Annotated in this window: 15 protein-coding genes and 1 other RNA gene; 11 read left to right on the forward strand and 5 right to left on the reverse strand. The window is 61.1% G+C overall.

Annotated elements, in window-relative coordinates; translation table 11 throughout:
* The first annotated feature begins 34 nt into the window (after nucleotides 1–34).
* Entirely contained in the window at nucleotides 35–682 is a 648-nt protein-coding gene (locus tag ACQRBT_RS15460; protein WP_161549060.1) for a 2-haloalkanoic acid dehalogenase, read from the forward strand.
* 45 nt (nucleotides 683–727) lie between these two features.
* Nucleotides 728–1,216, forward strand: coding sequence for an Lrp/AsnC family transcriptional regulator (locus tag ACQRBT_RS15465; protein WP_003230384.1), 489 nt, complete (start codon nucleotides 728–730; stop codon nucleotides 1,214–1,216).
* A 49-nt stretch (nucleotides 1,217–1,265) separates the two neighbouring features.
* Here ACQRBT_RS15465 and ACQRBT_RS15470 read toward each other — a convergent pair whose 3' ends face one another.
* Nucleotides 1,266–2,459, reverse strand: a complete 1,194-nt coding sequence (locus ACQRBT_RS15470) for a benzoate/H(+) symporter BenE family transporter (protein WP_412047115.1) — start codon at nucleotides 2,457–2,459, stop codon at nucleotides 1,266–1,268.
* Between the two features lie 234 nt (nucleotides 2,460–2,693).
* On the opposite strand from ACQRBT_RS15470, the gene ACQRBT_RS15475 reads away from it, so the two are divergent.
* The gene (locus tag ACQRBT_RS15475; protein WP_060756181.1) at nucleotides 2,694–3,458 is read left to right on the forward strand and encodes a GntR family transcriptional regulator; all 765 of its coding nucleotides are present in this window, start codon (nucleotides 2,694–2,696) and stop codon (nucleotides 3,456–3,458) included.
* A 59-nt stretch (nucleotides 3,459–3,517) separates the two neighbouring features.
* Here the strand turns inward: ACQRBT_RS15475 and guaD are convergent, their stop codons facing one another.
* From guaD to xdhA, 4 genes are all read right to left on the reverse strand, one after another.
* On the reverse strand, nucleotides 3,518–4,822 hold the full coding sequence (guaD, locus tag ACQRBT_RS15480; protein ID WP_412047116.1) for a guanine deaminase: 1,305 nt from the start codon (nucleotides 4,820–4,822) through the stop codon (nucleotides 3,518–3,520).
* A 7-nt stretch (nucleotides 4,823–4,829) separates the two neighbouring features.
* Complete coding sequence (xdhC, locus tag ACQRBT_RS15485) at nucleotides 4,830–5,687, reverse strand: xanthine dehydrogenase accessory protein XdhC (RefSeq protein WP_412047117.1); 858 nt, start codon at nucleotides 5,685–5,687, stop codon at nucleotides 4,830–4,832.
* Between the two features lie 120 nt (nucleotides 5,688–5,807).
* Entirely contained in the window at nucleotides 5,808–8,195 is a 2,388-nt protein-coding gene (gene xdhB, locus ACQRBT_RS15490) for a xanthine dehydrogenase molybdopterin binding subunit (RefSeq protein ID WP_412047118.1), read from the reverse strand.
* Nucleotides 8,188–9,636, reverse strand: coding sequence for a xanthine dehydrogenase small subunit (xdhA, locus tag ACQRBT_RS15495; protein ID WP_412047119.1), 1,449 nt, complete (start codon nucleotides 9,634–9,636; stop codon nucleotides 8,188–8,190). Before xdhA ends, xdhB begins: the two co-directional genes overlap by 8 nt.
* A 280-nt stretch (nucleotides 9,637–9,916) precedes the next feature.
* Between xdhA and ACQRBT_RS15500 the strand changes: the two genes are divergently transcribed.
* From ACQRBT_RS15500 to ACQRBT_RS15535, 8 genes are all read left to right on the forward strand, one after another.
* Nucleotides 9,917–10,576, forward strand: a complete 660-nt coding sequence (locus ACQRBT_RS15500) for a GntR family transcriptional regulator (protein WP_161549065.1) — start codon at nucleotides 9,917–9,919, stop codon at nucleotides 10,574–10,576.
* Nucleotides 10,577–10,578: 2 nt separating this feature from the next.
* The gene (gene smc, locus ACQRBT_RS15505; protein WP_060756176.1) at nucleotides 10,579–14,067 is read left to right on the forward strand and encodes a chromosome segregation protein SMC; all 3,489 of its coding nucleotides are present in this window, start codon (nucleotides 10,579–10,581) and stop codon (nucleotides 14,065–14,067) included.
* Nucleotides 14,068–14,326: 259 nt separating this feature from the next.
* Nucleotides 14,327–15,193, forward strand: a complete 867-nt coding sequence (gene zipA / locus ACQRBT_RS15510) for a cell division protein ZipA (RefSeq protein ID WP_090369351.1) — start codon at nucleotides 14,327–14,329, stop codon at nucleotides 15,191–15,193.
* Between the two features lie 87 nt (nucleotides 15,194–15,280).
* A complete protein-coding gene (ligA, locus tag ACQRBT_RS15515) occupies nucleotides 15,281–17,638 on the forward strand; it encodes an NAD-dependent DNA ligase LigA (protein ID WP_412047120.1) in 2,358 nt (785 codons plus the stop codon).
* A gap of 318 nt (nucleotides 17,639–17,956) precedes the next feature.
* Nucleotides 17,957–19,123 (forward strand): zinc-binding metallopeptidase family protein, encoded by a 1,167-nt coding sequence (locus ACQRBT_RS15520; protein WP_412047121.1) that lies wholly within the window; start codon nucleotides 17,957–17,959, stop codon nucleotides 19,121–19,123.
* A gap of 144 nt (nucleotides 19,124–19,267) precedes the next feature.
* An RNA gene (ffs, locus tag ACQRBT_RS15525) (signal recognition particle sRNA small type) lies at nucleotides 19,268–19,364 on the forward strand.
* A 97-nt stretch (nucleotides 19,365–19,461) separates the two neighbouring features.
* The gene (locus ACQRBT_RS15530; RefSeq protein WP_234016663.1) at nucleotides 19,462–19,923 is read left to right on the forward strand and encodes a hypothetical protein; all 462 of its coding nucleotides are present in this window, start codon (nucleotides 19,462–19,464) and stop codon (nucleotides 19,921–19,923) included.
* 23 nt (nucleotides 19,924–19,946) lie between these two features.
* Nucleotides 19,947–21,908 (forward strand): hypothetical protein, encoded by a 1,962-nt coding sequence (locus ACQRBT_RS15535; protein WP_412047122.1) that lies wholly within the window; start codon nucleotides 19,947–19,949, stop codon nucleotides 21,906–21,908.
* Nucleotides 21,909–22,025 lie beyond the last annotated feature (117 nt).

Raw genomic sequence — 22,025 nt, forward strand, 5'->3', positions numbered from 1 at the left:
ACGACCACACTGCATCATTGGAGGCTTGAACCGCATGGGACTGACCGATTACCGCGCGTTGCTGATCGATTGTGATGGTGTGCTGGTGGATCGCGACTCGGGCGTGCTGGCGGCGTTGCAGCCGCTGCTCGACAGCCGAGGTGGCAAGCCGCCGCCTCGGGAAGAGGTACTGGCCGAGTTCCACACGGTGATCACGGGCCTGTACCCACGTTTTGCCGAGCTTGGCGTCAGCGGCATGTTGTGTTTCGCCCATCGGCAACTGGCTGAGCGCTGGGGGCTGGCGGCCAATTGGGAGGAGGGGATGAGCTTTGCTCGTTCGGCAGGCAACTGGTCGCTGTTCGAAGATGCGCCCGGGGCAATGCTGTACTTGCGCAAGTTCTATCGCCTGCTGGTGCGTGGCGACCGCAATTTCGAAGACCGTGGGCTGTTGTGCGAGCGCCTGGGTATAGAAACCGACGATTTCATCTCACTGGTCGATGCCCAGCAATGGCTTGACCAGCAAGGCCCGCAGGTCCAGCCTGTATTGCATGTGACCCGCCCTTCAGTGGGCGCCGACCTGGCGCTGGATCGCTGCCTGATCGGCCGTCAGCGGGCTCGACAGCCCGTGCCGTGCGCGGCCGACTATTGCATCAACAGCATGGCTGACTTGGTGGCTCAGCATCAGTTGTCGTTACGGCGCTGATCTTGCTAGAAGATTGTCTTACAAACGGCAGTCAAGAGGTACGCAATGGAAGGGCTCGTCAAGCTGGACCGGATCGACATCAGTATTCTGGTGGAATTGCAAAAAGACGGCCGGATGACCAACGTCAGCCTGGCCGATGCCGTTGGGTTGTCTGCAAGCCCGTGCCTGCAGAGGGTCAAGCGGTTGGAGTCAGCCGGGTATATCTCCAGCTACAAGGCGCATTTGAACCTGGCCAAGATCACCGATTCGGTCACGGTATTCACCGAAATCACCCTCAGCGACCACAAGCGTGAAGATTTCGCCAAGTTCGAATCCAACATCCGCCTGGTGGACGAAGTGCTCGAATGCCACTTGATCAGTGGCGGCTACGACTACCTGGTGCGCTTCATGACCCGCAGCATCCAGCACTATCAGGAAGTGGTGGAGGGCTTGCTGGACAAGAACATCGGCATCTCCAAGTACTTCAGCTACATCGTGATCAAGTCACCGGTGTTGAAGGACGGTGTGCCGTTGCGCAAGCTTCTGCGCCACTGACACCGTCCCGCGCAAGACATGGCCGGCGTGCTTGAAGCCGTCCATGCCCTCAAGTGCGTGTGCGCCAGTTCAGAATCAGCAGCGTCAATACCCCTGCCACAATCCCCCAGAACGCCGAACCGATGGAAAACAAGGTAAAGCCTGACGCTGTGACCATAAAGGTGATCAGCGCCGCTTCGCGTTCCTTCGGTTCATTCATGGCGATACTCAGGCCATTGATAATCGAGCCAAACAACGCCAAGGCGGCAATCGACAGCACCAACTCCTTGGGCAAGGCCGCAAACAGCGCCGCCAACGTGGCGCCGAATACGCCCGCTATGCCATAGAACACACCGCACCAGACCGCAGCGGTATAGCGCTTGTTGCGGTCTTCATGGGCGTGGGGGCCCGTGCAGATCGCCGCGCTGATCGCCGCCAGGTTGATGCCGTGGGAGCCGAAGGGCGCCAGCACCAGCGAGGCCAGGCCGGTGGCAGTGATCAGCGGCGAGGCGGGCACGTTGTAGCCGTCGGCTCGCAACACGGCAACGCCGGGCATATTTTGCGAAGTCATCGCCACCACGAACAGCGGGATACCGATGCTGATGGTCGCCGCCAGCGAGAAGTGCGGCGTGGTCCACACAGGTGTCGCCACCTCCAGATGAAAGCCGCTGAAGTCCAGCAGGCCCATCAACCCCGACAGCAGCGTGCCGATGATCAGCGCGGCCAGCACCGCATAGCGTGGTGACAGGCGCTTGATGATCAGATAAGTGAAAAACATCCCCAGTACCAGGCCGGTGCGATGCTGTGCGGCGACAAAAATCTCGCTGCCGATCTTGAACAGAATCCCGGCCAGCAATGCCGCCGCCAACGATGCGGGGATGCGTTTGACCAGCTTTTCAAAGCTGCCGGTCATCCCGCAGATCGTCACCAGCACGGCGCACGTGATGAAGGCGCCGATGGCCTCGCCGTAACTCACGCCACCCAGGCTTGTAATCAACAGCGCCGCGCCGGGTGTGGACCAGGCGATGGTGATCGGTGTGCGGTAGCGCAGCGACAGGCCAATGCTGCACACCGCCATGCCGATGGAGATCGCCCAGATCCACGAAGAAATTTGTGCGCTGGTCAGACCGGCGGCTTGTCCGGCCTGGAACATCAGCACCAGGGAGCTGGTGTAGCCGGTCATCATGGCGATAAAGCCGGCGACGACGGCGGATGCGGAAGTGTCGGCCAGCGGGCGCAAAGGCGCGTGGGTGGCGTTGGACATGTGGGGGGTGTTCCTTTTACCGGAGAAATAGCGGATTCAAGCCTAAACTCAAACGTGACAAGGCATTGCAATACAGCCGACACCGCAAACAGCCGTACAGTGTGTTGGCGTACTGGGTTGTGTACAATGTGCGTTGTTTTTAGGTGATACTTGCCAGCGACCCGTTGTTGCCGTATTACCCTGAAGCTGCCGTATCACCGTTAATTCGCCGCCGTTCTCCAAACCCGAGTGCCCATGAACGAACAGTTGCAACCTCTCAAGAAACAACCGCGTGCCGGCAAGGCCGGTCGCAGCGGAACCCAGGACGATATCGTCTACGCGCATATCTTCGAGGCGATCCTCGAACAACGCCTGGCGCCCGGAACCAAATTGAGTGAAGAAGCACTGGGCGAGATCTTCGGCGTGAGCCGCACCATCATTCGTCGTGCACTTTCGCGCCTGGCCCATGAAGGCGTGGTGCTGTTGAGGCCCAATCGCGGTGCGGTGGTGGCCAGCCCGAGTGTGGAAGAGGCGCGCCAGGTATTCCTGGCCCGGCGTCTGGTGGAGCGTGCGATCACCGAGTTGGCGGTGCAGCACGCCACTGCCGATCAGTTGGCCGAGTTGCGTCAGATGGTCAATGACGAGCGCGACAGTTTCTCCCGTGGCGACCGTGGCGCGGGCATCCGCCTCTCCGGTGAATTCCATCTGAAGCTGGCCGAAGCGGCGAAGAATGCGCCGCTGATCAGCTTCCAGCGCAGCCTGGTGTCCCAGACTTCATTGATCATCGCCCAGTACGAAAGCGGCAACCGCTCGCACTGTTCCTATGATGAGCACACCCAGTTGATCGACGCGATCGAAGCGCGCGACGCGACGCTGGCGGTGAACCTGATGATGCACCACATGGATCACATCGACAGCAAGCTCAACCTCGATGAAGAGAGCGCATCGGATGACCTGCATGCGGTGTTCTCGCATTTGCTGCAGACCAAGAAGCCGGGGCGCTCCTCCATAAAGCTGTAAACCCAATCACATGTGGGAGGGAGCAAGTCCTCCCACACTGTCGTGGGGTGTTGGTGGAGTCAGCGTTGGTGCACCAATTGACCGGCTGCATACGTCTGCAACACCGTGCGGTCATCCCCCAGCGTCATCAACACAAACAACGTCTCGGCAATGTGATTGGCCTGCTTCAGGCGATAGCTCAGCAGTGGCGTGGCGTTGTAGTCCAGTACCAGGAAGTCCGCATCGGTGCCCGGTTGCAAGGTGCCGATCTTGTCTTCCAGGCGCAGTGCGCGCGCGCCGCCCAGGGTCGCCAGGTACAGCGACTTGAACGGGCTCAACCGCGCCCCCTGCAGTTGCATGACCTTGTAGGCTTCGTTCAAGGTTTGCAGGAGTGAGAAGCTGGTGCCGCCGCCGACGTCCGTGCCCAGCCCCACATTCAACTTGTGTTTCTCGGCCATCGGCAGGTTGAACAAGCCGCTGCCGAGGAAGAAGTTCGACGTCGGGCAGAACGCCACCGCCGAGCCGGTCTCGGCCAACCGTGCGCACTCTTCATCGCACAGATGCACGCCATGGGCGAACACCGAACGTTCACCCAGCAGCTTGTAGTGGTCGTACACGTCCAGGTAGCCGTTGCGCTCCGGGAACAGCGCTTTCACCCATTCGACTTCCTGCTTGTTCTCACTGATGTGAGTCTGCATGTACAGGTCCGGGTATTCGCCGAGCAGCTGGCCGGCCAGCGCCAATTGCTCCGGTGTGCTGGTCGGCGCGAAGCGCGGCGTGACGGCATAGTGCAGGCGGCCTTTGCCATGCCAGCGTTCGATCAACGCCTTGCTTTCCTGGTAGCCGGATTCGGCGGTGTCGGTGAGGTAGTCCGGCGCATTGCGGTCCATCATCACTTTGCCGGCGATCATGCGCAGGTCGAGCTTTTCCGCTGCTTCAAAGAACGCATTCACCGACTGCGGGTGCACGCTGCCGAACACCAATGCGGTGGTGGTGCCGTTGCGCAGCAGTTCCTTGATGAAAATATCGGCGACTTCCTCGGCGTGCGCCTTGTCGGCGAACTGGCTTTCGCACGGGAAAGTGTAGGTGTTGAGCCAGTCCAGCAGCTGCTCGCCATAGGCGCCGACCATGCCGGTTTGCGGCAGGTGAATATGAGTGTCGATCAGGCCGGGAGTGATCAGCGCATCCTGGTAATGGGTGATGTCGATATCGGCGGGCAGGGTCGGCAGCAGGTCGCCGGCATGGCCGAGCGCGCTGATCTTGCCGTTTTCGATCACCAGCAGGCCGTCTTCGAAATACTCATAGGAGGCTTCGATCCCGACTTCAGCGGGGTCGGCGATGCTGTGCAGGAGGGCGGCACGGTAGGCTTTGCGAGTCAAAGGCATGGTCATCTCAATGCTTGGCAAAAGGAGTCGAAGCTTGGCTGCGACGGGACGCCGGCAGCAGCTTGGCAATGGGTTCGGCGCTCGCGGTGTGCTGGCCGAAATGGGCGTTATAGGTGGCGATGATTTCACCGGCGATGGAGATGGCGATCTCTGCCGGCAGCTTGCCCTTGACCTCGGTGAGGCCCATGGGGCAGCGCATGCGTTGCAGTTGTGCGGTGTCGAAGCCCCGATCACGCAGGCGGTGTTCGAACTTGACGCGTTTGGTCTTCGAACCGATCAGGCCGAAATACGCAAAGTCATTACGCTTGAGCAGGGCGGCGGTCAGTTCCAGGTCCAGCGCATGGTTATGGGTCATGACGATGCAGTAACTACCCACCGGCAGGTCGGCAATTTCGTCCACCGGCTCTTCGCTGACGATTTTACGCACGCCCTGGGGGATGTGCTGCGGAAACTCCTGATCACGCGAATCGATCCAGCGCACCCGGCACGGCAGGCTCGCCAGCAACGGCACCAGCGCACGGCCGACATGGCCGGCGCCGAACACCGCGATCTGCGCCTGCACCTGGCCCATGAGTTCGAACAGCAGCACCGTCACGCCGCCGCAGCACTGGCCCAGGCTCGCGCCCAGGCTGAAGCGTTCCAGATGAGTGTTCTGCTGACCCCGCACGAGCATGTCGCGGGCGATCTGCATGGCCTTGTATTCCAGGTGCCCGCCGCCGATGGTGTCGAAGCTCTGCGCGGCGCTGATCACCATCTTGGAGCCGGCATTGCGCGGCGTGGAGCCGAGCTCTTCGATGATGGTCACCAGCACGCAGGGTTCACCCTGGTTCTGCAGGTCGGCGAGGGCGCTGATCCAGTTGTTCATAGTCACCTCCAGTCAGATCGTTCCCACGCTCTGCGTGGGAATGCATACCGTGACGCTCGGCGTCACAAGAGCGGACGCCAAGCGTCCAGGGTGGCATTCCCACGCAGAGCGTGGGAACGATCAGGCCAGTTCAGTCTCCTGCGTCTTCGCAGTGGTCAACTGCCGCATCTGCTCACACCCCCACAACACCCGCTCCGGTGTCGCCGGCGCATCGATCTGCGGCTGATGGCGATAATCACCCAGGCTCGCCACGGCATCCTTGATCGCACACCACGAGGCAATCCCGAGCATAAATGGCGGCTCACCCACGGCCTTGGAGTGGAACACCGTGTCCTCCGGGTTCTTGCGGTTTTCCACCAGCTTCACCCGCAGGTCCAGGGGCATGTCGGCCACCGCCGGGATCTTGTAGCTCGCCGGGCCGTTGGTCATCAATTTGCCCTTGTTGTTCCACACCAGCTCCTCCATGGTCAGCCAGCCCATGCCCTGGATAAAGCCGCCTTCCACCTGACCGATGTCGATAGCCGGGTTCAACGAGGCCCCCACGTCGTGAAGGATGTCGGTGCGCAGCATCTTGTATTCGCCGGTCAGGGTGTCGACGATCACCTCACAGCAGGCCGCGCCGAATGCGAAGTAGTAGAACGGCCGGCCGCGCGCCTGGCTGCGGTCGTAGAAGATTTTCGGGGTCTTGTAGAACCCGGTGCTCGACAGCGACACCTGGGCGAAGTACGCCTGCTGGATCAGCGCCTCGAAGGTCAGGATCTGATCGCGCACCCGCACATGGCCGTTGTGGAAGGCCACATCCGCTTCGCTGACGTCGTATTTGCGCGCCGCAAATTCCACCAGGCGCTGCTTGATGGTTTCGGCCGCGTTCTGCGCGGCCTTGCCGTTCAGGTCGGCACCGCTGGAAGCCGCCGTCGGTGAGGTATTCGGCACCTTGTCGGTGTTGGTGGCGGTTATCTGCACACGGCCGATATCCACTTGGAACACTTCGGCCACCACTTGCGCGACCTTGGTGTTCAAGCCCTGGCCCATCTCGGTGCCGCCATGGTTCAAGTGGATGCTGCCGTCGGTGTAGATGTGGATCAGCGCACCGGCCTGGTTGAGAAAGCTGGCGGTGAACGAAATGCCGAATTTCACCGGCGTCAGCGCCAGGCCTTTTTTCAGGATCGGGCTGTGGGCGTTGTACAGCCGGATCGCTTCGCGGCGTTCGGCGTATTGGCTGCTGGCCTCAAGTTCGGCGGTCATTTCTTCGAGCATGTTGTGCTCGACCGTCTGGTAGTAATGGGTGACGTTGCGCTCGGTCTTGCCGTAGTAGTTGGCCTTGCGCACGGCCAGCGGGTCCAGCGCCAGGTGGCGGGCGATGGCGTCCATCACTTCCTCGATGGCGACCATGCCTTGCGGGCCGCCGAAGCCGCGATAGGCGGTGTTGGAGGCAGTGTTGGTCTTGCAGCGGTGGCCGTTGACCATGGCATCGCCCAGGTAATAGGCGTTGTCGGCGTGGAACATGGCGCGATCGACAATCGAGTTGGACAGGTCCGGCGAACAGCCGCAGTTCCCCGCCAGTTCCAGGTTGATGCCCTGCAAGCGGCCACTGTCATCAAAGCCCACGTCGTATTCGATGTAGAAGGGGTGACGCTTGCCGGTCATCAGCATGTCTTCCACACGCTGCAGGCGCATCTTGGTCGGCTGGCCGGTCAGGCGCGCGACCACCGCGCACAGGCACGCCGGGCTGGCGGCCTGGGTTTCCTTGCCACCGAAACCACCGCCCATGCGGCGCATGTCGACGACGATTTTGTTCATCGACACGTCCAACACCTCCGCCACCAGCTTTTGCACTTCGGTGGGGTTTTGCGTGGAACAGTAGACGATCATGCCGCCGTCTTCGGTGGGCATGACCGATGAGATCTGGGTTTCGAGGTAGAAATGTTCCTGACCGCCGATATGCAACGTGCCCTGCAGGCGGTTTTTCGCAGTGGCCAGCGCGCCTGCCGAATCACCCCGTTGGTGGGTGTGGCTGTCGAGCACGAAATGCTGTTTGCGAAACGCTTCGACCACGTCCAGCACCGGCTCCAGGTCTTCGTATTCGATGATTGCCGCCATCGCCGCCTTGCGGGCGGTCTCCAGATCGCGGGCGGCGACGGCCAGGACCACCTGGCCGACGAACTGCACCGTATCGATCGCCAGCAGCGGGTCGCCGGGCATCAGCGGGCCGATGTCTTTGAGGCCCGGTACGTCTTCGTGAGTGATGACGATGCGCACACCGTCAAAGGCGTAGCAAGGGGCGGTGTCGATGCTCAGAATCCTGGCGTGGGCACGGTCGGACATGCGCGCATACAGGTGCAACTGGTTGGGGAATTCCAGGCGGTCATCGATGTACTGCGCTTCGCCGCTGACGTGTTTGGCGGCGCTGTCATGCTTGACGCTGCGGCCAACCCCGGAGGTGAGGTCCTGGGCAAACAGCTCGGCGAGTTCGGCCTGGGTTTTAACGACGGCGTGATGGTTAGACATAAGCGGTCACCCGAGTCTCGATGTGCGGCGTTTGCAGTTCGATGAAGTATTTGCGCAGCAGGTTCTGTGCGCTGAGCAGGCGGTATTCCTTGCTGGCGCGGAAGTCCGAGAGCGGGGTGAAATCCTCGGCCAGGGCGGCACAGGCTTTTTCCACGGTGGCGGCATTCCAGGTGGCGCCGACCAACACCGCTTCGCAGCTTTTCGCCCGCTTGGGCGTGGCGGCCATGCCGCCGAACGCGACGCGGGCCTGGCTGATCACACCGTTGTCGAGCTTGAGATTGAAGGCGGCGCAGACGGCGGAAATATCATCGTCCAGGCGCTTGGACACCTTGTAGGCACGAAACAGCGTGTGGCCCTTGGGTACGATGATTTTCTCGATGAATTCGCTGTCCTGGCGGGCAGTGACGCGATAGTCGATGAAGTAATCCTCCAGGGCCAGGGTGCGGCGGGTTTCACCCTTGCACAACACGATCTGCGCGCCCAGTGCGATCAGCAGCGGGGGTGAATCGCCGATTGGCGAGGCATTGCCGATATTGCCGCCCAGGGTGCCCTGGTTGCGGATCTGCAAGGACGCGAAGCGGTGCAGCAGCTCACCGAAGTCCGGGTACTCATGGTGCAGCGCGCTATAACAATCGGACAACGCGGTGGCCGCGCCGATTTCCAGGCGGTCGTCGAACGACTCGATACGCTTCATCTCTTCAATGTTGCCGACATAAATCATCACCGGCAGGGTGCGGTGGAACTGGGTGACTTCCAGTGCCAGGTCGGTGCCGCCGGCCAGCAGGCGGGCTTGCGGATACGCGTCGTAGAGGTCGGCCAGGTCAGCCACGGTCAGCGGTACCAGGCAGCGCTTGTCGCCGCTGTTGAGTTCAGCGGTTTGCGTTGGCGCGATGGCTTTGAGGCGGGCGATGGTCTCGGCTTCGCGGCTGTCGAACTGATCCGCAGGTTTGTTGCAGCACGCCTGCTCGGCGGCCGCCAGGATCGGGCGGTAGCCGGTGCACCGGCACAGGTTGCCGGCCAGGGCTTCATGGGCTTTCTGGCTGTCGGGCGCATCGCTGTTCTTTTGCAGCGCGAACAACGACATCACAAAACCTGGGGTGCAAAAGCCGCATTGCGAGCCATGGCACTCGACCATGGCCTGTTGCACGCTGTGCAGTTGGCCTTGGTGCTTGAGGTCTTCTACGCTGATCAGTTGCTTGCCGTGCAGTGACGAAACAAAGGTCAGGCATGAGTTGAGGCTGCGATAACGGATCTGCTCGGCACCTTGAGCATCGGTATGCAGTTCGCCGACCACCACGGTGCAGGCACCGCAGTCGCCACTGGCGCAGCCTTCCTTGGTACCGGATTTGCCCAGATGCTCACGCAAATAGTTGAGCACGGTCAGGTTGGGGTCCAGGGCGTGCTCGCTACGGAGTTCCTGGTTGAGTAAAAACTGGATCACGGAAGGCCTCGCAGACTCATTATTGTTGTTAACCGCTTTGCGCCGAATCTAGTCATGTCTGACTTTTCGGTCAATGATTTTCTGACCAGAAGGTCAAGAAACTTCGGTCACAACACTTTCAATTATGGTCCAATCTTCTGGGACCGGTGTTTTTCGGGGCTTGTGGGCTTTGAGGCTTGCGTGTTTCATGCCAAATTCGCCTTGGTGGACATAGCGCCATCAATGGGCCAATGCGCTACACTGCCGCGCTTGTATTGACAGAAGATTCTGAAGGGAAAACATGACGTTCAAGGCGCCGGACAGTCTCGCCGAGCAAATTGCTCACCACCTCGCCGAACGTATCATTCGCGGCGATCTCAAGCCTGGGGAGCGAATCCAGGAACAGAAAGTCACGCTGGCGCTCAATGTCAGCCGTGGTTCCGTGCGCGAAGCCTTGCTGATCCTCGAACGCCGTCATCTCATCGCGATCCTGCCGCGCCGTGGCGCACACGTCACCGAACTCACCGCGCACAAGGTGCAGAGCCTGTGCACGCTGATGGGCGAAATGTACATCCTGCTCGGCAATGCGGTTGCCGAAGGCTGGCAGACCCAGGCCGACATGGCGCCATTCCTGCAAATCCAGCAACGCCTGGAGGGCAGTTATGCGCGGGGGGACATCCGCGCCTTCGTCGAAGAAAGCTTCAATGTGATGCGTGCCGCGTACCCGTTTGCGAACAACCCGTACCTGCAGGAAACCGTCGAAAACCTGCAACCGGCGATGAACCGTGCGTATTACCTGGCCCTGGATCAGCGCAAGGCGTCCATGAGTGAATACCTGGTGCTGTTCGAGCAATTGCTCGCCGCAGTGCTGGCGCGTGATCTGGTACAGATTCGCCTGGTGTTGTCGGCCTACTGCCAGCGCAGCAGCTCGCTGGTGATCGCTGCGTTGGCGGACGCCTAAGCGTGCGGCTCAAGTGCATCAAGTTGGCGGGGTTCAAATCCTTCGTCGACCCGACCACGGTGAACTTCCCCAGTAATATGGCGGCGGTGGTCGGGCCCAATGGTTGCGGCAAGTCGAACATCATCGACGCCGTCCGTTGGGTGATGGGCGAGAGCTCCGCGAAGAACTTGCGCGGCGAGTCGATGACCGACGTCATCTTCAATGGCTCCACCAGCCGCAAGCCGGTGAGCCAGGCCAGTATCGAGCTGGTGTTCGACAACTCCGACGGCACCCTGATCGGCGAGTATGCGGCCTATGCGGAAATCTCCATCCGCCGCAAAGTGACCCGCGACAGCCAGAACAGTTACTTCCTCAACGGCACCAAATGCCGGCGCCGCGACATTACCGATATATTCCTCGGCACGGGCCTGGGCCCGCGCAGCTACTCGATCATCGAACAGGGCATGATCTCCAAGCTGATCGAAGCCAAGCCTGAAGACTTGCGTAACTTTATCGAGGAAGCGGCCGGCATCTCCAAGTACAAGGAGCGCCGCCGCGAGACCGAAAACCGTATCCGCCGCACCCATGAAAACCTCGCCCGCCTGACCGACCTGCGCGAAGAGCTGGAGCGCCAGTTGGAGCGCCTGCACCGCCAGGCCCAGGCCGCCGAGAAGTATCAGGAATACAAGGGCGAGGAGCGCCAGCTCAAGGCGCAACTCTCGGCCTTGCGTTGGCAGGCGTTGAATGACCAGGTCGGCCAGCGCGAAGCGATCATCGGCACCCAGGAGATCAGCTTCGAAGCCCTGGTGGCCGAACAGCGTAACGCCGACGCCAGCATCGAACGCCTGCGTGACGGGCACCATGACCTGTCCGAGCGCTTCAATCTGGTGCAAGGCCGGTTTTATTCGGTGGGCGGTGATATCGCCCGCGTCGAGCAGAGCATCCAGCATGGCCAGCAGCGTCTGCGCCAATTGCAGGACGACCTGAAGGAAGCCGAACGGGCGCGCCTGGAGACCGAATCGCACCTGGGACATGACCGTACCTTGCTGCTGACCCTCGGCGAAGAGCTGGACATGCTCACCCCCGAGCAGGAAATCACCAGCGCCGCCGCCGAAGAAGCTGCCGCGGCCCTGGAAGAGTCCGAAACCACCATGCATGGCTGGCAGGAACAGTGGGATGCGTTCAACCTGAAGTCCGCCGAGCCGCGCCGCCAGGCCGAGGTCCAGCAGTCACGCATCCAGCAACTGGAAGCCAGTATGGAGCGCCTGGCCGAGCGCCAGCGCCGGATGCAGGAAGAGCGCGCCTTGCTCGCCGCCGACCCGGAAGACGCGGCGATCATGGAGCTCAGCGAGCAACTGGCTGAAAGCGAAATGACCCTGGAAGAGCTGGAGGCCAGCGAAGAACAACAGGTGGAGCGCCTGGAGCAACTGCGCCAGCAACTGCAACAGGCGACCCAGGCCCAGCAGCAGGCGCAGGGCGATTTACAGCGGCTCAACGGTCGCCTGGCGTCCCTTGAAGCCCTGCAGCAAGCCGCGCTGGATCCGGGCACCGGTACTGCCGAGTGGCTGCGCGAGCAACATCTGGCCGAGCGCCCGCGCCTGGCTGAAGGCTTGAAGGTTGAAGCGGGTTGGGAGCTGGCGGTGGAAACCGTGCTCGGCGCCGACCTGCAAGCCGTACTGGTCGATGATTTCGGCGGCTTCGACCTGGCCGGTTTCGCCCAGGGCGATCTGCGTTTGCTCAGCCCGGCAGCCGATGGCGTGCGTGTGCCGGGCAGTTTGTTGGATAAGGTTGAGGCGGCGATTGATCTGGCGCCCTGGCTGGGCCAGGTCAAACCGGTGGACTCCCTGGAGCAGGCCCTTGCCTTGCGTGGTCAGTTGGCGGCCGGCGAAAGCCTGATCAGTCGCGACGGTTACTGGGTCGGTCGCCACTTCCTGCGCGTGCGCCGCGCCAGTGAAGCGCAGAGCGGCGTTCTGGCCCGTGGTCAGGAGATCGTCAACCTGATCGCCGAGCGTGAAGAGCGCGAAGCCACCCTGGAAAGCCTGGAAACCGAATTGCAAACCCTGCGCGCCACCCAGCGCCAACAGGAGACCGGCCGCGAGCATTTACGCCGTCTGTTGCAGGATGAAGCGCGCCAGCAAGGCGAGTTGAAAGCCCAGCTCTCGGCGAGCAAAGCCAAGGCGGAGCAACTGACCCTGCGCCGCACCCGCCTTGATGAAGAAGTGGCCGAGATTGGCGAGCAGCGTGCCCTGGAGCACGAGCAGATCGGCGAAGCGCGCCTGCAATTGCAGGAGGCGCTCGACAGCATGGCACTCGACACCGAGCAGCGCGAACTGCTGCTGGCCCAGCGCGACAGCCTGCGCGAACGCCTCGACCGCGTGCGCCAGGAAGCGCGGCAGCACAAGGACCACGCGCACCAATTGGCGGTTCGCCTCGGCTCCTTGCGCACCCAGCACGATGCCACGCGCCAGGCCCTTGAGCGCCTGGAGATGCAGTCCGAACGGCTCACCGAAAAACGCGAGCAACTGAGCCTCAACCTGGAGGAGGGCGAAGCCCCGCTGGAAGAGTTGCGGCTCAAGCTCGAAGAGTTGCTCGACAAACGCATGAGCGTTGACGAAGAACTCAAGACCGCCCAGATCGCCCTGGAGGACGCCGACCGCGAGCTGCGCGATGCGGAAAAACGTCGGACCCAGGCCGAGCAGCAATCCCAGCTGATCCGCAGCCAGCTCGAACAGCAGCGCATGGAATGGCAAGCCCTGACCGTGCGCCGCAAGGCCCTGCAAGATCAACTATTGGAAGATGGCTACGACCTGCACGGCGTGCTCAACACCCTGGACGCCCAGGCTAACGAAAAAGACGCGGAAGAAGAACTCGAGCGCATTGCCGCACGTATTCAAAGGCTCGGCGCGATCAACCTCGCGGCCATCGATGAGTATCAGCAGCAGTCCGAGCGTAAACGTTATCTGGATGCCCAGGATGCCGATCTGGTCGAGGCCCTGGACACGCTGGAAAACGTGATCCGCAAGATCGACAAGGAAACCCGCAACCGCTTCAAAGATACCTTTGATCAGATTAATGGCGGTTTACAGGCCTTATTCCCGAAAGTTTTCGGTGGTGGCAGCGCTTACTTGGAACTGACGGGCGAAGATCTACTCGATACAGGGGTGACGATCATGGCGCGGCCTCCGGGCAAGAAGAACAGCACCATCCATTTGTTGTCCGGTGGCGAAAAGGCCCTGACGGCATTGGCCCTGGTGTTTGCCATCTTCAAGTTGAATCCGGCGCCGTTCTGCATGCTCGATGAGGTTGATGCCCCGCTGGATGACGCTAACGTGGGACGTTACGCCCGACTGGTTAAAGAGATGTCGCAGACGGTGCAGTTCATCTATATCACCCACAACAAGATCGCCATGGAAATGGCGGATCAATTGATGGGGGTGACGATGCACGAACCCGGGTGTTCTCGCTTGGTGGCCGTGGATGTGGAAGAAGCAATGGCGATGGTGGAATCTTAAACCTCGTCATGAGGGATAATTCTTAGCGCTGCGTAGGATGATTTACCGGTCTGGCGAAAGTGGCAAATGGACATATTTGTTCAAGGCATTTTGACAGACGGTGTAAAGTTATCTTTGGTCGTGCTAGTTTAATGTCAATTTTTCGTATGCGTGGGCAAAACGTCAGTCAGAACATAGAGTTGGCGCCACGTTTTAAAGCGGTTTGCACGTTGCTAAGCCCCTTATTTTTCAGCATTTTTTATTAGAGGCACGGGATTACATGGAAATCGGTCTGCGCGAGTGGCTGATCGTCATCGGCATTATTGTCATTGCCGGTATTCTTTTTGATGGCTGGCGCCGCATGCGCGGTGGCAAGGGCAAGCTCAAGTTCCGTCTGGACCGCAATCTGTCCAATTTGCCTGACGACGACGGCAACGCCGAGCTGCTGGGGCCGCCCCGTGTGCTGGATACCCATAAAGAGCCGCAGCTGGACGAGCACGACCTGCCGTCGATGAGTGCGCCGGTGCGTGAAGCCCGCGAGCCATCTTCCAAGCGCGGCAAGCGCAACGCCGCCGCGGTCGCCGAGCCGCATCAGGGCGACCTGAACCTCGATGTCGACGATGGCCCGAGCTTCAGCAGCCGTGACGGCGATTTCCCGGATGAGACTGCGACCAAAAGCAGTGCTCCACGCCAGTCGGTCAACGATCAGCCGGCCGCTGAGGAAGTCTTGGTGATCAGCGTGATCTGCCGTGACGCTGCTGGCTTCAAAGGCCCGGCGCTGTTGCAGAACATCCTGGAAAGCGGCCTGCGTTTTGGCGAGATGGATATTTTCCACCGTCACGAAAGCATGGCCGGTAATGGCGAAGTGCTGTTTTCCATGGCCAATGCGGTCAAGCCAGGCACCTTTGATCTGGACGATATCGACCTGTTCAGCACTCCGGCGGTGAGTTTCTTCCTCGGTTTGCCAGGCCCGCGTCATCCGAAACAAGCGTTCGACGTGATGGTGGCTGCGGCGCGCAAGCTGTCCCAGGAACTCAACGGCGAGCTCAAGGATGACCAGCGCAGCGTCCTGACGGCCCAGACCATCGAGCACTACCGTCAGCGCATTGTCGAGTTCGAGCGTCGCGCCCTGACACAGAAGCGCTGAGGTCCGATCTTAAGCGTTGCCTGTAGAATCCGTGCACTAACATATTGAGCAGCTTCGGCTGCTCTTTTGCTTTATGAGAGAACACCCATGACCGCCGCCCATACCCGTATCCTCGAATTGCGCGCTGAACTGGATCAGCACAACTACCGCTACCACGTCCTCGACGAGCCGAGTATTCCGGACGCCGAGTACGACCGCTTGTTCCATGAGCTCAAGGCCCTGGAGGCCGAGCATCCGGAACTGGTGACGCGTGATTCACCGACGCAGCGGGTCGGCAGTGCGGCGTTGTCGGCGTTCACCCAGGTCAGGCATGAGATCCCGATGCTCAGCCTGGGCAACGCGTTCGATGAATCCACCATGCTTGAATTCGATCGCCGGGTCACCGAGGGCCTCGATCTGCCGGTGGGCGATCTGTTTGGGGGCGGCGCGGCGGTGGAGTACAGCTGTGAACCGAAACTGGATGGCCTGGCGGTCAGCCTGCTTTATCAAGACGGCGAATTGGTGCGCGGCGCAACCCGTGGCGATGGCACCACTGGTGAAGATATCAGCGTCAACGTGCGCACCGTGCGCAATATCCCGCTGAAGCTGCACGGCAGCGGCTGGCCGGCGACCCTGGAAGTGCGCGGCGAAGTGTTCATGTCCAAGGCCGGTTTCGAGCGTCTCAACGCATCGCAACTGGAAGTGGGCGGCAAGACCTTCGCCAACCCGCGCAACGCCGCCGCCGGCAGCCTGCGCCAGCTGGACTCGAAGATCACCGCCAGCCGTCCGCTGGAGTTCTGCTGCTACGGTGTGACCACCGATATCAGCGACACCCATATCGGCAACCTGCAGCAACTGCAGAAGTGGGGCATGCCGATCAGCCGCGAGTTGAAGCTGGCCAAGGGCATTCAGGATTGCCTGGATTACTACCGCGATATTGGCGAGCGTCGTAACAGCCTGCCCTATGAAATCGACGGTGTGGTGTTCAAGGTCAACAGCATTGCCTCCCAGCGTGAACTGGGTTTCCGCGCCCGCGAGCCGCGCTGGGCCATCGCTCATAAATTCCCGGCCATGGAAGAGTTGACCGAGCTGCTCGACGTGGAATTCCAGGTCGGCCGCACCGGTGCGGTGACACCGGTGGCGCGCCTGAAACCGGTGAAGGTGGCCGGTGTGACCGTGTCCAATGCGACCTTGCACAATATGGATGAGGTGGCGCGCCTGGGCCTGATGATCGGCGATACGGTGATTATCCGTCGTGCCGGGGATGTGATCCCGCAGGTGGTTTCGGTGGTACTTGAGCGTCGCCCGGAAAACGCCCGCGCCGTGCAGGTGCCCGAGAGCTGCCCGGTGTGTGGCTCCCATGTGGAGCGCACGCAGTTGGTCAAGCGCAGCAAAGGCAAGGAGACCGTCAGCGAAGGCGCGGTGTACCGCTGCGTCGGCCGCCTGGCCTGTGGGGCGCAGCTCAAGCAGGCGATCATTCATTTTGTTTCGCGGCGTGCCATGGATATCGATGGCCTGGGCGACAAGACCATCGAGCAACTGGTGGATGAAAAACTCATCGGCTCGCCCGCCGACCTCTACAAACTCAAGTACGAGCAGATCATCGACCTGGAAGGCTTTGCCGACATCTCCAGCAAGAAGCTGATCACGGCCATTGAAAACAGCAAGACGCCGACCTTGGCGCGCTTCATCTACGCCCTGGGCATTCCCGACGTGGGCGAGGAGACCGCCAAGGTACTGGCGCGCTCCCTGGCGTCCCTGGAGCGGGTGCAGAAAGCCTTGCCGGAGGTGTTGACGTACCTGCCGGATGTCGGCCTGGAGGTGGCGCATGAAATCCATAGTTTCTTTGAAGACAGCCACAACCAGGACGTGATCGGCGCGCTGCTGTCACCGCAGGAGTGCGGCCTGCAATTGCAGGATCAGGGCGAGCTGAGCGCTGAATTCGCGGCCAGCACGACCTTGGGCGGTCTGCTCGACAAACTTCACGTGCCGAGCGTCGGCCCGGGGGCGGCGCAGAAACTGGCGGACAAATTCGGCACCCTTGAGGGCGTGATCAAGGCCGACTGGCTGGATATGCGCCAGGCACTGCCCGAGAAGCAAGCCAAGGCGGTGCGCGATTTCTTCGATAACGCAGGCAACGCCACGCATGCCCTGGCCATTGAGCAGCAGCTCAAGGACTTCGGCATGCATTGGCAGAGCGAGAAGAAGGTCATCGAAGGCTTGCCGGAAGCCGGCCATACCTGGGTGCTGACGGGCTCCCTGGAGCTGATGAGCCGCGATGTGGCCAAGGACAAGCTCGAAAGCCTTGGCGCCAAGGTTGCGGGTTCCGTTTCGGCGAAAACCCACTGCGTGGTCGCGGGGCCAGGCGCCGGTTCGAAATTGGCCAAAGCCAGTGAGTTGGGCTTGAAAGTGCTGGATGAGGCAGCCTTCGTTGCGTTCCTGGCCAAGCACAACATCCCAGTCTGAAAACGTGGCTTGTAGTGAGCGGGCTTGCCCCGCGCTGGGCGGCGCAGCCGCCCCAAACCAGGCACCTCGGTCTATCTAAAACACCGCAACGTCCCTATCGGGCCCAGCTTTGTAGTGAGCGGGCTTGCCCCGCGCTGGGCGGCGCAGCCGCCCTAAACCCAGGCACCTCGGTCTTTCTGCAACACCGCGGCGTCCCTGTTGGGGCGGCTGCGCCACCCAGCGCGGGGCAAGCCCGCTCACTACAGGCGACAGTGTAGGAAAGTGGAACGATCTCAACCCGCAAATGATCTAGTCTCAGTCACCCAGGGAGAGATCGCCATGTTCCGCTACTTCGAGCAACTCAGTTCACGCATTGCGGCGCCCTTCGTGGCCAATACGTCTCGCGATAGCAAGGTGTGGCAGTGCCGTTGCGGTCAGTCATTGTTCTTTCGCAACAGCCAATGCCTGGCCTGCCAGGCGCTGCTGGGTTATGAACCCCGGCAAAGTCGCCTGGCCTCGCTGCACCCCGGCCCCGTGGAGGGCACGTGGCTACAGGATGACCATCCCGACGCCGGCGCCTTCCGTCGCTGTGCCAACCTCGATACCCCCGCCGCCTGCAACTGGTTGATCCCGGCCCACAGCACCGCGCCGCTGTGCGTGGCTTGCAGCCTGAACCGCACCATCCCCGATCTTTCGGTTGCGGAAAACCCCGAGCGCTGGCGCAAAGTGGAAACCGCCAAGCGGCGCCTGGTGGCGCAACTGATCAGCCTGGGCCTGCAAGTCGTGCCCAAAAGCGTCGATGAAGACACCGGCCTGGCCTTCGATTTCATCGGCATCGACCTGGAAGGCAACGCGCCCATGACCGGCCACGCCAACGGCTTGATCACCCTAGACATCAAGGAGGCCGACGATGCCCACCGCGAACAAGTCCGGGTACAGATGCGCGAGCCTTATCGCACCCTGCTGGGCCATTTTCGCCATGAAGTCGGCCATTACTACTGGGAGCGCCTGATTGCCAATTCCCATTGGTTGCCTGCTTTTCGCCAACTGTTCGGTGACGAACGCGCCAGTTATGCCGAAGCCCTCGACCAGCACTACCAGAACGGGCCGCGCCCGGGCTGGCAGCTCACCTGTGTCAGCGCCTACGCCACCATGCACCCCTGGGAAGATTGGGCGGAAACCTGGGCGCACTATCTGCACATGATGGACGCCGTCGACACCGCCCTCGGCTTCGGCATGCGCGCGCGTGAGATGGAACTGGATTACCAGCCATTCCCGCTCACCACCCTCTACGACCCCGAGCACCCTGGCGGCCCGGCATTCCTGGCGTTCGTCAACGCCTGGATCGAACTGGCCGGCATGCTCAACGAGCTGTCGCGCAGCATGGGCCAGCCGGATTTCTATCCCTTTGTGTTGCCGCCGGCGGTGATCGCCAAGCTGCACTTTATTCATCTGGTGATTCAGGAGGAGGGTGGCCGGGCGGATGAGGTGTTGCAGGCACAATGATCAGCCAATAGGGGAGGGGGCTGGTGGCTAGGGCAAGTGCTTGAAGCCCTTAATATTTTTAATCCGGAACCAACAGTTGTAACTTCCGATGAGATCGGTACAATGGCGCGGCTTGCCGAGAGGCAGGCGTCGTTATGGTGACCCCATCGGTCCCCCCGCAACGATTACCCGTTAACCTGGTCAGGCCCGGAAGGGAGCAGCCACAGCGGGAACATTGTGTGCCGGGGTGTGGCTGGTGGGGTTGCCTCCATAACGCTCTTTCTCCTAATGCCTTCGGGCAGCACCGCATCAAATTCAATTCAAAAAATGCTTTCACGCCATCTGCCATCGAGCAGTCCATGGCGGCATACTCCAGTGCCTGGCATTTGGAGACAGTACCCGTGGAAAAAGTCGACGACCTCACTCGCGAAAAATTGCGCGAGTGGCAGATGCGGCGCCTGGAAATCAAGGACCGTATTCAATCGCATCCGGAACAGACCCTGGAATTATCGAAGGTGCTGGACCTCATGGATGACGAGCACGCTGAAATCCTGAGCCAGGCCGAGATAATCCAGGTCGCGCAGGCGACTCCCGCCGCCGAGCCGACGCCGCCCGTACTGAGCGGCGCGTACACCCTGCAATTGAATGTGGCCGCGCAGAGCACCGAGGATTTGCGCAGGTTGTTCGAGATGGCGGTTTTCGAACTGCAGCAGCAGATCAATACAGCCGGTGCAGCGGGGCGGTATCCCGGAGGCATGGCGGGATCTCTGGGCGAGTATCGCTTTGAGCTGGGTGTTCAGGTTGAACCCGGCGAAGCCTGACGCCAGCGACGCTGTGAGGAAGTATGCAACCGGAACATTTTGATTTATCCAGCCCGGTGTTCCTGCCGGTCACTGACGAAACCTGCGCCGCCTTGCTGGGGGCCGAGGGCGCCAAGGCGCTGGTCGGCCTGACGGACCCGGAGCTGGCGGCGGTGCTGGTCATCCAGAACCTGGCCCAGGCCACGCAAAAAGACCTGACCTGTACGGGCGCCGAGCGCATCCTGGCCAAGTTGATCGGCTGGGCGGTGGACACACAGGCAGAGGGCGCAGCCACATTGCTGTCCGAAGCACAGCGGTTGTTCGACCCGCGCAAACTGTACTTTGGCTGCAACGCGCTCAAGAGCATCAACCTGCGCCTTTTATCGGCTGAAGAAGTCCAGGCGCAAGATTACCTGCTGCCCAGCGGCCAATGGGATATGGACTACAAGGTCCGTCACCTGCGCGGCAATGATCCGTTCAGCCAGCAGATGATTACGCCCCGGCATCGTGAACGTTGGCTCAGCCCGGCCCAGGACAAGCTGGTGCGCACGTTTCGCGCCAATCTCAATGAAGACCTGCACGTTCAAGGTTACGCCGGCGTCGGCAAGAGCCATCTGCTGGGTGCCCTGATCGAGTGCCTGCGCCCTGCTCAGACGTTGATACTGGCGCGCACGGGGGCAAAGCTGGCAACGCTGCGCGAGCGCATGGGGTTGCCCCGCGACAGCAAGGCCGGTTCCACTTTTGCCGCTTTCGCTAAGGCGTTGTTGCACGGCCCACGACCGCCCGTGGCGAATACATCGACCAGGTTACCCACCCGGCAGGCGGTGGCCCAGGCACTGGATATCTACGGTTGGCGCGGGCATGACGGCCAGACGACCGTGGATGTCTGCCTCAAGGTGTTGGAAAACTATTGCCACACCGCTCATCACAGCCTGTCGGCCCGGCACTTCCCGCATTTCAAGCAAGCGCTGAGCGGCGTGGATGCACAGGTGCTGCTGGAATATTCAAGCCGTGTGTGGACCTACCTGGAAAGCAACCCGCAATGGGCCAGCCAGACCGGCTTCGCCACCTTGTTGCTGATCAAGCGCGCCAGCCTCGCCGGTTGTGTGGTGCCACCCCGTTACACCCATGTACTGATCGATGAAAGCCAGGACATCCCGGCGTCGTTGCTGCAGATCATCGAACGTGGTCGTCAGGTGCTGATTACCCTCGGTGATGAATACCAATTGGCCAGTGGCGTGATGGTGAGGCGAAAGCGCGAGGTCCGGCAAAGCGACATCAGCTACTCCGTGCGTTCGGGGCGCAATGTCGAGCGTCTGGTCAACCCGTTGATCAGCGTGCACTCGCAAAAGTGCAAGACGCCTTTCGAGGGCGCACGCGATGCCGACGTCGGCATCGAGCACTACCCGCAAGGTTTCGTGCCGCCGGAAGGCTGTGTGGTGTTGACCGCATCCTATTGGGACACCATGAAGTGGGCGATCCAGCTGCACCAGGCCAACTGTCCCTTCGGTTTGCCGAGCAACGCGGCGCAGCAGGATCTGGAACGCTTCATGATCAGCGTCATCGGTTTGTTCAAACCGGACTTCTACAGCGACGAACACAACGAAAAAGGCGCGCACGCTTATTTCGCCGATATGGGCGACTGGCAGCAGGTGCGTGAGGCCAGCCAGTTCGATGAGTCGTTCCGGTGGGTCGAGGGCCAGCTGGAAAAAGGCTTCAATGTCGCGGATGTCACGCGTTTGAATCGTCTTGGCGGCGGTCCCGGCACACGTTGCCTGTTAATGCGGGCGCTCGAAGCGGGCGGGATGGAATTCGAACGGGTGCTGCTAACCCCCGAATTGCTGACCAACGTCCCGTTCAAGGATGCCTACGCGTTCGACCAGCGCCTCTGCGAGGTCTATATAGCGATTTCCCGGGCCAGGTCGCAGCTTTACCTGCCCTACGATGTGGTCGAATGGATCGATTACCAGAGCGGCCAGAAGTTTCGCGAGAGCCATGGTTGCTGACGGATTAAGTGTGGCTGATTCACAACTTTCCAATCCGCCTCTGGACAACCTAAAACCGCCTTGTTAGTTTTCGCCAGCCGCTTGTTTCAGAATATGACAAGGGTATGGACTTGATAT

Origin of the sequence: Pseudomonas sp. R19M (genome assembly GCF_050312585.1) — a bacterium.
Lineage (GTDB): Bacteria > Pseudomonadota > Gammaproteobacteria > Pseudomonadales > Pseudomonadaceae > Aquipseudomonas > Aquipseudomonas palleroniana.

Bases quoted from the DNA above. Each gene is read 5' to 3' on its own strand.
- ACQRBT_RS15460 (WP_161549060.1), top strand. From the start codon at position 35: ATGGGACTGACCGATTACCGCGCGTTGCTGATCGATTGTGATGGTGTG.
- ACQRBT_RS15465 (WP_003230384.1), top strand. From the start codon at position 728: ATGGAAGGGCTCGTCAAGCTGGACCGGATCGACATCAGTATTCTGGTG.
- ACQRBT_RS15470 (WP_412047115.1), bottom strand. From the start codon at position 2,459: ATGTCCAACGCCACCCACGCGCCTTTGCGCCCGCTGGCCGACACTTCC.
- ACQRBT_RS15475 (WP_060756181.1), top strand. From the start codon at position 2,694: ATGAACGAACAGTTGCAACCTCTCAAGAAACAACCGCGTGCCGGCAAG.
- guaD (WP_412047116.1), bottom strand. From the start codon at position 4,822: ATGCCTTTGACTCGCAAAGCCTACCGTGCCGCCCTCCTGCACAGCATC.
- xdhC (WP_412047117.1), bottom strand. From the start codon at position 5,687: ATGAACAACTGGATCAGCGCCCTCGCCGACCTGCAGAACCAGGGTGAA.
- xdhB (WP_412047118.1), bottom strand. From the start codon at position 8,195: ATGTCTAACCATCACGCCGTCGTTAAAACCCAGGCCGAACTCGCCGAG.
- ACQRBT_RS15500 (WP_161549065.1), top strand. From the start codon at position 9,917: ATGACGTTCAAGGCGCCGGACAGTCTCGCCGAGCAAATTGCTCACCAC.
- zipA (WP_090369351.1), top strand. From the start codon at position 14,327: ATGGAAATCGGTCTGCGCGAGTGGCTGATCGTCATCGGCATTATTGTC.
- ligA (WP_412047120.1), top strand. From the start codon at position 15,281: ATGACCGCCGCCCATACCCGTATCCTCGAATTGCGCGCTGAACTGGAT.
- ACQRBT_RS15520 (WP_412047121.1), top strand. From the start codon at position 17,957: ATGTTCCGCTACTTCGAGCAACTCAGTTCACGCATTGCGGCGCCCTTC.
- ACQRBT_RS15530 (WP_234016663.1), top strand. From the start codon at position 19,462: ATGGCGGCATACTCCAGTGCCTGGCATTTGGAGACAGTACCCGTGGAA.
- ACQRBT_RS15535 (WP_412047122.1), top strand. From the start codon at position 19,947: ATGCAACCGGAACATTTTGATTTATCCAGCCCGGTGTTCCTGCCGGTC.